This is a genomic window from Kribbia dieselivorans NBRC 106261 (assembly GCF_001552435.1).
In the GTDB taxonomy this organism is placed as follows: domain Bacteria; phylum Actinomycetota; class Actinomycetes; order Actinomycetales; family Dermatophilaceae; genus Kribbia; species Kribbia dieselivorans.
Genome location: NZ_BCRE01000290.1, coordinates 1 through 1,369, shown reverse-complemented (window position 1 = coordinate 1,369; position 1,369 = coordinate 1). Strand labels below are relative to the sequence as shown.

1 protein-coding gene is annotated in these 1,369 nt (G+C 68.2%); it reads right to left on the bottom strand.

Annotated elements, in window-relative coordinates:
- Window positions 1–17 precede the first annotated feature (17 nt).
- Window positions 18–1,133, bottom strand: a complete 1,116-nt coding sequence (locus KD1_RS15915; RefSeq protein ID WP_068403554.1) for an IS110 family RNA-guided transposase — start codon at window positions 1,131–1,133, stop codon at window positions 18–20.
- Window positions 1,134–1,369: the final 236 nt, after the last annotated feature.

Here is a 1,369-nt window from a genome sequence, read left to right as displayed (position 1 = left end):
GGATGCTCCTATGGATGTCAAGCGGCGATAGCGAGGTCTCCGGGCTCGATGCGCTGCCGGGTGAGGACATAGTAGATCTCGCGGGCGATGAGTCGTTTGAGGCAGCGGATGATGTCTTTCTTCGAGAGTCCCTCGGCAGTGCGGCGGCGCATGTAGGTCTGGGTGCGGGGATCCCAGCGCAGCCGGCACAGCACGATCCGGTAGAGCGCGGCGTTGGCTTGTCGGTTACCGCCTCGGTTGAGCCGGTGTCGGTGGGTCTTGCCCGAGGAGGCTGGGATCGGAGCCACTCCGCACAGCATCGCGAAGGCGGCCTCGGAGTGGATCCGGTCGGCGTTCTCGCCGGCGGTGACCAGGAGCTGTCCTGCGACGTCTGCGCCGACACCGTTGAGTGCGAGCAGGTCGGGGTTGATGGCAGCGACCAGCGGCTCGATGAGCGCGTCGAGTTCGGTGATCTCCTCCGTGAGTGCGGCGTGCCGACGGGCCAGACTGCGCAGCGCGACCTTGGTCGCCTGCTCGGGCTCGTCCGCGCGGGCGGTGTCGGGGCGTAGGCCGGCGCAGGTGTCGAGCAGTTCCTGCTTGGGGAGGCCGCGCAGGCGTGCGCGCAGGCCGTCGGGTGCGGTCACGATCAGCGTCTTGATCCGACGTACGCAGTCCGCACGCTGATCCACCGCACTGCGCCGGGCCACCCTCAGGTTCCGCAAGGCTTCCACCCGGCCGGTGCGCACCTTCGGGACCCCGGTCCGGACCCGAGCCAGAGCGGCCCGGGCAGCGGCTTCGGCATCGATCGGGTCGGACTTGCCCGCGCTGCGGCGGGTCTTGCGGTCGGGCCGGTCGATCTCGAGCATCGCCACGTGCTGGTCATGCAGATGGCGCGCCAGGCCGGCCCCATAGGCGCCGGTGCCCTCGATGCCGACGACCAGCAGTAGCCCGAACGAGCGCAGCCAGTCCAGCAATTCGAGGTAGCCATGCCGCGAGGCCGGGAACTGACGATGCCCCAGGAGCCGGCCGGTGGTGTCGACCACCGCAGCGGTGTGGGTGTCTTGGTGGGTGTCAACGCCCGCAGCGACCTCGACCTGGTCTGTCTGGCTCCGGTCCGTCTTGGTGCCGGTGTCCTTGCATGCGATGGTGGTCATCGCCGTCCTCTCACTCGACCTGGCAGGGCGGCACGCACCCGCCGAGGTGAGCGGACAAGACAGTGATGGGTGCCTGCTGGCACAGGCTCCTATGAGGTCACGACCCTCGTCTGGTGAGTGCAAACGAGCCCCGCAGCGGATCGACCGACAGATCCCGTTGAAGACCCTCAGTCAGTCAGTCGCTGAGTCAGGACGACCGCTGCGGGGCTCACTCACATCATCACTGTCAGTCGTCG

Coding starts and splice junctions, on each gene's coding strand:
- KD1_RS15915 (WP_068403554.1), bottom strand. CDS start 1,133: ATGACCACCATCGCATGCAAGGACACCGGCACCAAGACGGACCGGAGC.